Here is a 10254-nt window from a genome sequence, read left to right as displayed (position 1 = left end):
CGGCAGCCACAGTATTACCACCACGGTCACCGATGCGGCCGGCAATACCAGCCAGCCTTCGGCCGCGATTCCTGTGACGGTCGATACCACGGCGCCGGCAGCAGCCGGTGATGTCGAACTGACCGACGGTAACGGTAATAACCTGTCCGGAGCGGAGACAAATGACTCTACTCCGGTCCTGAAAGGGACTGCGGAAGCCGGCGACACCGTCACTATCCTCGACAACGGTAAAGCCATCGGTACCGCCACGGCGGGCAGCGACGGCAGCTGGAGCAGCACCCTGCCGGCCCTGGCCGACGGCAGCCACAGCATCACCACCACGGTCACTGATGCGGCCGGCAATACCAGCCAGCCTTCGGCGGCTATTCCTGTGACGGTCGAGACCACGGCACCGGCAGAAGCAGGCGATGTCGAACTGACCGACGGTAACGGTAATAACCTGTCCGGAGCGGAGACAAATGACTCTACCCCGATCCTGAAAGGGACCGCGGCAGCCGGCGACACCGTCACTATCCTCGACAACGGTAAAGCCATCGGCACCGCCACGGCGGGCAGCGACGGCAGCTGGAGCAGCACCCTGCCAGCCCTGGCCGACGGCAGCCACAGTATTACCACCACGGTCACCGATGCGGCCGGCAATACCAGCCAGCCTTCGGCAGCGATTCCTGTGACGGTCGAGACCACGGCACCGGCAGAAGCAGGCGATATCAGCCTGACCGATTCCGCCGGGGACGATCTGAGCGGGAAAGCCAGTAACGATGCCACCCCGATCCTCAAAGGGACCGCGGCAGCCGGCGACACCGTCACTATCCTCGACAACGGTAAAGCCATCGGCACCGCCACGGCGGGCAGCGACGGCAGCTGGAGCAGCACCCTGCCGGCCCTGGCCGACGGCAGCCACAGCATCACCACCACCGTCACTGATGCGGCCGGCAACACCAGCCAGCCTTCGGCGGCGATTCCTGTGACGGTCGATACCACGGCGCCGGCAGCAGCCGGTGATGTCGAACTGACCGACGGTAACGGTAATAACCTGTCCGGAGCGGAGACAAATGACTCTACTCCGGTCCTGAAAGGGACTGCGGAAGCCGGCGACACCGTCACTATCCTCGACAACGGTAAAGCCATCGGCACCGCCACCGCGGGCAGCGACGGCAGCTGGAGCAGCACCCTGCCGGCCCTGGCCGACGGCAGCCACAGCATCACCACCACGGTCACTGATGCGGCCGGCAATACCAGCCAGCCTTCGGCCGCGATTCCTGTGACGGTCGATACCACGGCGCCGGCAGCAGCCGGTGATGTCGAACTGACCGACGGTAACGGTAATAACCTGTCCGGAGCGGAGACAAATGACTCTACTCCGGTCCTCAAAGGGACCGCGGCAGCCGGCGACACCGTCACTATCCTCGACAACGGTAAAGCCATCGGCACCGCCACCGCGGGCAGCGACGGCAGCTGGAGCAGCACCCTGCCGGCCCTGGCCGACGGCAGCCACAGCATCACCACCACGGTCACCGATGCCGCCGGTAATACCAGCCAGCCTTCGGCGGCGATTCCTGTGACGGTCGATACCACGGCGCCGGCAGCAGCCGGTGATGTCGAACTGACCGACGGTAACGGTAATAACCTGTCCGGAGCGGAGACAAATGACTCTACTCCGGTCCTGAAAGGGACTGCGGAAGCCGGCGACACCGTCACTATCCTCGACAACGGTAAAGCCATCGGCACCGCCACCGCGGGCAGCGACGGCAGCTGGAGCAGCACCCTGCCGGCCCTGGCCGACGGCAGCCACAGCATCACCACCACGGTCACCGATGCGGCCGGCAATACCAGCCAGCCTTCGGCCGCGATTCCTGTCACGATCGAGACCACGGCACCGGCAGCAGCCAGTGATGTCGAACTGACTGACGGTAACGGTAAGAATCTGGCCGGAGCGGATACTAACGACAATACCCCTCAGCTCACTGGTAAAGCCACAGCAGGAAATACCATTACTGTTTACGATGGTACGAAAGCTATCGGTACGACAACAGTTAACAGCGATGGTAGCTGGAGTATTACGCTTTCCGCTCTTGCTGATGGTACCCATAGTCTGACGACAAAAGTAACTGACTCTGCGGGTAATAGTAGTGATGTCAGTAATGCTATCGCTGTCACAATCGATACCCAGGCACCAGCATCTGCTACCGGTATCACGTTGGTTGATGACAGTGGTAACAATATTGCTGATAGCTCCACGACAGATACCACTCCAATCCTGAAAGGAAACGCAGAAGCAGGAAGTACTGTAACCATTAGTGACGGCTCAGGTACTCTTGGGGAGGCAACTGCTGATTCAGAGGGTAAATGGACTTTCACAACGCCGGTACTGACGGATGGAACCTATAGCTTTACGACGACAGTAAGTGATGCCGCTGGTAATACCAGTCATGCTTCTGCAGCAATTGACACCACAATCGAGAGTACTCAGCTACTTGCAGTGGATGATACAGCGAGCCTGGATTACACCACTTATGCTGAAGAAACCGATAAAGGTACAAGCTCTAAAACTGGATTCTCGTTATTAGATCTTTCGTTAGGAGATGTTCTCGACTTATCCCTGGTAAATCCAGCCAGCCAGTTACAACTTGATGTTGCCAAAGGAACCACCGAAAACCTCGTTGTCCAGGGCGATGTAGGCGGCCTGGTAGCATCTTCATTTGATTTATATATCTATAAGTATGATGCGAGCAGTGGTGAGTATCTGCAATACGAGAAAGTGAGTAATTGGATCGTTGGCTTACTGGCCGGTGTCTCCAAGGATCTGTCACTTTCTCTGGGTGAAGGTACCTATCTGTTTTTGCTGAACTCCGGCGTGGGCCTCTCTGTTGCTACGGGTTATACCCTGCATATCAAATCCGATATTCTGGAAACGTACACATCAAATAGTGCAGAAACCAGCGGTAACCTGATATCGGGCAGTAGTGATGGCAGTGGTGCAGATACAGCACCGGCGGGTTCAGTGATCAGCAGTGTGAATGATACCAGTGTAGCGGCATCAGGTTACACCACGATCTCAGGGACCTACGGTACGCTCAGTATTGATGCTGCCGGTGACTATACCTATAAACTGAACTCAGGGACTGACGTTGCTGATATTGGTAATAGCGAAACCTTCAATTACACACTGACGGGGCCAAATGGCAACACCAGTAGTGCCACACTGACGATCTCTCTGACCGATGCCGATACTGATACTGGCACTGTTGCGCTTCCGGATGTGAGCGTAGATCTGGATTACGCTACCACATCAGAGGAAACGGATAAGGGGACCAGTTCTAAGACCAGCGCCGCCTTACTGAACCTTTCACTCGGCAGTGTGTTAAATACTTCTCTGCTGAATCTGAATAATCAGTTACACCTGAACGTAGCGGACAATACGGTCGAAAATATTACCATCAAGGCAACAATGGTGGGCGTGATCGCATCAACATATGATCTCTATGTCTATAAATATGATGATGAAACTGGCCAGTATGCACAGTATGAAAAGGTATCTGACTGGATAACCAGTGCTTTGCTTGCCGGCGCGTCATCTCCATTATCACTGGAGCTTAGTCAGGGATCCTATTTGTTTATGTTGAATGGGGGCGTCGGCTTATCTGTGGCGACGGTTTACACACTGAGCATTACGTCTGATGTGGTTAACAGCGTCACTTCAGTTGCCACCTCAACCACAGGGAATCTGCTCACTGAAACCAGCAGTAGTGAAGGAAGCGATACTGTACCGACAGGTACGCTGATCACCTCTGTAGGTACAACAGCCCTCAGCACAAGCGGGAATACAGAAATTACTGGTCAATACGGCATTCTGACTATCGATCAGCAAGGGGATTACACCTATACCCTGAATGCCGGGCAGACAACAGATACTCTCAGCTCCGCAGAGAAGTTTACTTATACCCTGACAGAACCTGACGGGACAATTACCACCAAGATATTGTCGATTAACCTCAACAATAATGCACTCAAGGCGGTAGATGATCAGGCAAGCCTCGATGTCTCTGCGACCGAAGTTGAATCCGCCTATTCAGAAGCGGTGGCCAGTGGGACACTGAACACCGCAACCAGTAGTAGTCAAACCACAACCTTTGGTAATGAATTTAGTGTAGACAGCAATACGGTATTAACAGGTACCCATCTGATTATCACCGGTACTCAGTCATCGGTTAGTGCGACGGCCAGTTTAACCCTGTCTTACAACATTTATGAAGGAAGTGATGCAACAGGTACTTTGGTTGCCTCAGGTACGGTGACACCGACTACAACCTTATCCCTTACTCAAAAAGTAACGACTGCTGATATTGATTTAAGTGATAACGACCTATCGGCAGGGGATTACTACGTACAGATCAGTGCTACATCTTCAGCTACCGGCCTGCTGACTATTGCACCGACGGTCTCTTTTAGTTCCACAATATCGGGGACAGAAGTATCGGTCAGTAATTTCCAGACATCCTCTGAGTCGTCAGACGTCACAGGAAACCTCTATGACGGCACGGATTCTGATGGTACCGCAGATGAACTACAAACGGTTTATACCAAGCTGACAGTGACCAACGAGTCTGACAGTAGCGTTACGCTCAATCAGTACGACACTGCATCACAAACGCTCACCGGTTTGTATGGCACCCTTACGATTCATGGAGATGGCAGCTATAGCTATGCGTTGAACAGTAATATCAATGTGGCTGATATGACGCAGAAGGAGATGTTCAGTTACACGCTGACTGCAGAGGATGGCAGTACGACCTCTAAAGCCAACCTGACGATTAACCTGCATCCGACAATCACCGGTACCAGTCAGGCCGATACTACGGGTGGTACAGCTTATGACGATACCTTCCACCTTGAAGGCGGTGCCGATACTGTCGTGTATAAAGTCTTAAGCGATGATAATACCGGAGGGAACGGCAGCGATACCTGGGACGACTTCTCGGTGAGTGAAGGGGATCATATCGACCTGGATGCTCTGCTGGTCGGCTGGGATGGGAAGGAAAGCAGCCTGGGTAATTACGTTTCTGTTACCCACACCGATAGCGGCAATACCGTCGTCTCTATTGACCGTGATGGTAGCGGCAGTGCATACCAGTCTACTACATTGGTCACACTGGAAAATGTGAACGCCACAATGGACGAAATTCTTCATCATTCGTCGACTGATAATCCATCATAACCATGAAAAGGCGGGCAGCCATGCCCGCCTTTTTTCCTTATTACACGCTAACACGGAGGTGGGTGTTGCTTTATAGCCCCTCATTTTTATCATATTTGACTTCACAGGTATTCATGAGCAATGCTAATCATTAATTCGCAGATTTTACTCCGCATTCTCCCACTCGCTATCCTGACGTCCGGCATATTCTTATCTGAGCCAGGGCTCGCAAACAGCATAACGAGCGCAGGTGATATCAGCACTCAGGACCTGATTGATCAACAATCTCTTCCTGACCTGAGCAATACAGTCACTCAGCCGATTACTCCTCCACCTTCTGGCCTGACAGATATGGATTACGCCGTATTACAGGCAGAACAATGGCATCCGGCAATAGGTCAGGCGGTAGGGAAACTTTTTCAGCAAGCTGCGAAAGTTGATGTAGCAAAAGCTAAATACTATCCCCAGATCAGCGCCGGTATGAATAATGGCTACTCAAACAGCTATGTTGACGCCGGATATTCACCCTCATTAGTTCTCTCTGTATCTCAGATGTTGTACGACTTCGGTAAGGTCTCCAGCTCAGTTCGTGCAGCCAATGCCGGACTGGCTGAACAACAGGCAAATGTCATGGTAAGTATTGACCAGGTTGCCCACGATACAGCGTCTGCTTTGGTTCAGGTTCAGGGATACCAAAAGCTAGTCATTATTGCGCAGCAGCAGCTTGATGCACTGAATCATATTGGTTCTCTGATTCAGCAGCGTAATACTGCCGGAGCCAGTTCTCTTTCTGACGTGGTACAGACCAATACCCGTATAGAAGGTGCTAAAGCCACACTAATGCAATATCAGTCAGCTCTCCAACGCTGGAAAGCCACACTGGCGACAGATATGGGGACAGGCCCGATTGGACAAGTGGCAAATACTCTCCCGTCATCCCTGATGAATGCCTGCACGGTCCAGCAAATTAACTATCGCGTCATTCCCTCTGTACTGGCTGCTTATGCGCAGAAAAATCAGGCACAGGCTGAACTCGATAATGCCAATGCTCAGATGAGGCCCACACTCTCTCTTGAGCCCCAGGTGACTCATTACCTGAATAATAACTACTCAGATAGCAGTGAGCTGGATAAAACCCAATACTCAGCCTGGATTAAACTTGAAATGCCTCTTTACCAGGGGGGCGGATTAACCGCCAGCCGTGATGCAGCAGTACAAACTCTCGAATCAGCCCGTGCTGCTATCCGTCTTGCCGAGCTTGAGGCTCGCCAGAAGCTGACGGAATCACAGGAACAAGCACAGAATCTTTATCAGACATTAAATGTCCAGGCGAGACAACAACTTCTCGGTGAGAAAACCCGTGACTTATACGAAGCTCAATATTTGCAGCTGGGAACACGTCCCTTACTCGATCTGTTGAATGTTGAACAGGAGATTTATCAAGCCAGATTTACTCAGGAGCAAACACAGGCACAGTTGCATTCACTCCAACTGGACTGCCTCTACAGTACCGGACAAATGCGGAATACTTTTAAATTGAATAATAGAAAAATACAGGGAGTTGAGATAAGGCCATGAGTCATCACATATTGGTTGATAGTGAAAGTAAAGTGCTGGCCTGGGTGGATACACTGTCCCTGATTGCCAAACAATATCGCTTAAGTTTTTCTCACGGCGCGATGCAGTCTCAGGCTTCGTGGCTGGCCGGAAAATACCTTCCCGAAGTCCTGGGACATCTTGCCCGACAGGCAGGCTTACACTATCGAATCCTGTCTGAAAATAGTGCGGATCTTTCCTCTCGCCGACTTCCCCTGGTTGCTGTATTTAAAAATGGTGATATCGGTATTATCGAAAGTTTTGACGGCGAGAAAAATGTTGCTTTAAGACTGATTCAGGATCACGGACTAAGCACCTCAGTACCATTAGAGGGACTACTGGATGAAACTGAATGTCTGGTGGCTTTACGTCCGTCAGCACCTGCGCGCGATATACGTACCGAGAACTATCTGGCAGCGTTCCGCCCTGACTGGCTACGTAAGATTGCCCTGAAGGATCTGCGACCTTATGGCTACGTCATGCTGGCTTCCCTGGCTATCAACGTCCTGTCATTATCAGGTATTCTCTTTTCCATGCAGGTTTACGATCGGGTTATCCCGGCTCAGTCATACCCGACATTATATGTATTATTTGGTGGTGTACTGATTGCTTCGGTATTTGGTTTTTTACTAAAAGTTGTTCGCAGTCATGTGATGGACATCTTAGGTAAACGAGCCGACATGCGGGTCTCTGACCGGGTCTTTGGCCACGCATTACGTTTACGCTATTCAGCCATACCTCGTTCTACAGGAAGTTTTATTGCTCAGGTTCGTGAGCTTGAGCAGCTAAGAGAAATGGTTACCTCAACGACGGTTTCTGCAATCGTCGACCTGCCTTTCTTTATTTTGTTTTTTTTAGTCCTCACGGTTGTCTCGCCATACCTATGCTGGATAGCTCCGGTTGCCGCTATATTGATGATTATTCCTGGTCTGCTAATGCAAAAAAAACTGGCCCGGCAGGCACGAAAAAATGTTCATGAAGCGACACTGCGTAATGCCATACTGGTCGAAAGTCTGCAGGGGATACAGGATATCAAACTGATGCAGGCTGAAAGTCATTTCCAGCAACAGTGGAATAGTTATATACAAGTCACAGCGGAGTCCGGTGCACAAACCCGTAAAATCACTCATGGCCTGCTGAGTTGGGGAACGACTCTACAGAACCTGGTTTATGCATTAGTGGTGGTGATTGGTGCACCATTAGTCATCAGTGGTGATATTACGACAGGTGCTATGGTCGCCGCATCCCTGCTCTCTTCCAGAATGATTGCCCCAATGACGGCGTTGTGCGGTGTTCTTGCTCGCTGGCAGCAGGTTAAAGCAGCCAAAGCCGGACTGGACAATCTCATGCAACTACCGGTTGAAAACAATCGGGAGGAAGTCAAAGTTCATACACCAGTGTTACACGGTGAATATACCTTCGCTCAGGCCTCTTTCAGGTATGCAGACCAGCAAGGACCTGCCCCTCTCACTGTCCATAACCTCCATATTAAGGCCGGAGAAAAGATTGCTTTGCTGGGTCGTAATGGTGCCGGGAAATCTACTTTCCTGCAAGCGCTAGTCGGCAATGTTGATTTGGTTTCCGGGGAGTTACGTGCTGACAGTCTTAGTTTACCGCATATCGATATTGCTGATATTCGCCGGAATACTGGTTTGCTGACTCAGGATGCCCGACTGTTCCATGGAACCCTTAGGGAAAACCTGGTACTCGGCCGTTCTCAAGCTACCGACAGTGATATTTTTGAAATACTTGAAGTCTGTGCAGTCGCAGACTTTATCAAAAAACTGCCTCTCGGACTTGAACATCCGATTATGGAAGGTGGTAGCGGACTTTCTGGTGGCCAGCGTCAGGCAATACTACTGGCCAGAACATTGCTTAGGGATCCAAATATTGTCCTGCTGGATGAACCGACAGCATCGTTAGATGAACATACAGAAAAAGAATTTATTGAGCGCTTCACCCGCTGGATTGGCGGACGAACATTAATTATTGCCACTCACAGAGCTGCTGTTCTGTCTCTGGTGGACAGAGTATTGGTGCTTAAAGACGGGCAACTCACACTGGATACGCCAAAAGCTAAACTTCTGAATAAAGATGCCAGGGAAAAGCAGAATGATATTCAATAAGCAAAAAACATCTAACGAAAAAGAGTCTTTTGACCCGGCAAACCTGCTTGATGATTCAGGCGTAGACAGCAGGTCGCTCAACGGCTCAATCCTTATCATTACAGTACTTTTTGGACTCCTTGCGATATTCACCCTATGGGCCTGGTTTGCCAAGCTTGATGAAGTATCGACTGGCACAGGAAAAGTTATTCCCAGCCTTCATGAGCAAGTACTTCAATCACTGGATGGCGGCATTCTGGCTGAGCTGTACGTGCGTGAAGGAATGCAGGTAAAAGCTAATCAGGTAGTGGCCAGGCTTGATCCGACGATAAGTGAATCAAATGTCGGCGAAAGCTCGGCCAAATATCGGGCGGCTCTGGCAGAGAGTGTGCGTTTACATGCAGAAGTAAACAATACTCCTCTGGTATTTCCGCAGTCATTAAAATTATGGCCCGACCTGATTAATTCTGAAACATCGCTTTACCACAGCCGAAGAGACCAGTTAACAGAGTCAGAAAAAGAGATGAATCAATCCATCGGTTTAGTACGGCGCGAGCTTGGCATTACCGAAGGCCTGGTTAAAAGCGGGGCGGCCAGTATTGTCGATGTTCTGCGTTTACAGCGTCAGTTAGCGGACCTTAATTTGAAACTCACTGATTTACAAACTCAGTACTATGTAGATGCTCGCCAGCAAATGGCTAAGGCCGATGCTGATGTGCAGTCTCTGGCAGAGGTGATTAAAGGTCGCGCAGATACACTCGATCGTCTGACCATCAAATCTCCGGTACGGGGCGTGGTAAAAAGTATCAAAGTCACTACAATCGGTGGTGTCATCCCACCTAATGGTGAGCTCATGCAAATCGTCCCTATGGATGACCGTTTATTGATTGAAGCCAGACTATCCCCCAGAGATATTGCATTTATCCATCCCGGACAACCGGCGATGGTAAAAATAACAGCCTATGACTATTCCATTTATGGTGGTCTGCATGGGAAGGTTGAAAGCATCTCTCCGGATACCATCCAGGATGAAGCCAAACCTGAGGTTTATTATTACCGGGTCTACATCCGTACTGAGCATGATTTCCTTACTAATAAGTTAGGAAAGCATTTCTCTATCGTACCAGGAATGATTGCAACTGTTGATATCAGAACCGGTCAAAAAACTGTGATGCAATACTTGATCAAACCGTTCAATAAAATGAAAGAAGCTCTGAGAGAGCGCTAAAATAACGAGCAGGCCATGATTAACTATTGGTGGCCTGCTCATTACTCTCTGGTACATAAAAATAATAAACGACTACCTTTGTTTAATTATCAGGCAGCCCACACCCCTGTCACTTCTGCCCTCTGTCTATA

4 protein-coding genes are annotated in these 10254 nt (G+C 50.6%); all 4 read left to right on the top strand.

Annotation, left to right across the window (positions count from 1 at the left end):
• Positions 1-5215 (top strand): BapA/Bap/LapF family large adhesin (locus CG67_RS17950; protein WP_025904051.1); only part of this gene is annotated, 5215 nt, incomplete at its 5' end.
• 120 nt (positions 5216-5335) lie between these two features.
• Entirely contained in the window at positions 5336-6772 is a 1437-nt protein-coding gene (locus CG67_RS16555) for a TolC family outer membrane protein (RefSeq protein WP_025904050.1), read from the top strand.
• Positions 6769-8916 (top strand): type I secretion system permease/ATPase, encoded by a 2148-nt coding sequence (locus CG67_RS16550; RefSeq protein ID WP_025904049.1) that lies wholly within the window; start codon positions 6769-6771, stop codon positions 8914-8916. Before CG67_RS16555 ends, CG67_RS16550 begins: the two co-directional genes overlap by 4 nt.
• Positions 8903-10123, top strand: a complete 1221-nt coding sequence (locus tag CG67_RS16545) for an HlyD family type I secretion periplasmic adaptor subunit (RefSeq protein WP_025904048.1) — start codon at positions 8903-8905, stop codon at positions 10121-10123. Before CG67_RS16550 ends, CG67_RS16545 begins: the two co-directional genes overlap by 14 nt.
• The last annotated feature ends 131 nt before the right edge of the window (positions 10124-10254 follow it).

Origin of the sequence: Tatumella sp. UCD-D_suzukii, from assembly GCF_000611875.2 — a bacterium.
GTDB lineage: Bacteria > Pseudomonadota > Gammaproteobacteria > Enterobacterales > Enterobacteriaceae > Tatumella > Tatumella ptyseos.
This window is presented reverse-complemented; position numbering and strand designations above follow the sequence as displayed.

What these genes read in the sequence shown, in the direction of transcription:
- CG67_RS16545 (WP_025904048.1), top strand. Translation starts at nt 8,903, where the DNA reads ATGATATTCAATAAGCAAAAAACATCTAACGAAAAAGAGTCTTTTGAC.
- CG67_RS16550 (WP_025904049.1), top strand. Translation starts at nt 6,769, where the DNA reads ATGAGTCATCACATATTGGTTGATAGTGAAAGTAAAGTGCTGGCCTGG.
- CG67_RS16555 (WP_025904050.1), top strand. Translation starts at nt 5,336, where the DNA reads ATGCTAATCATTAATTCGCAGATTTTACTCCGCATTCTCCCACTCGCT.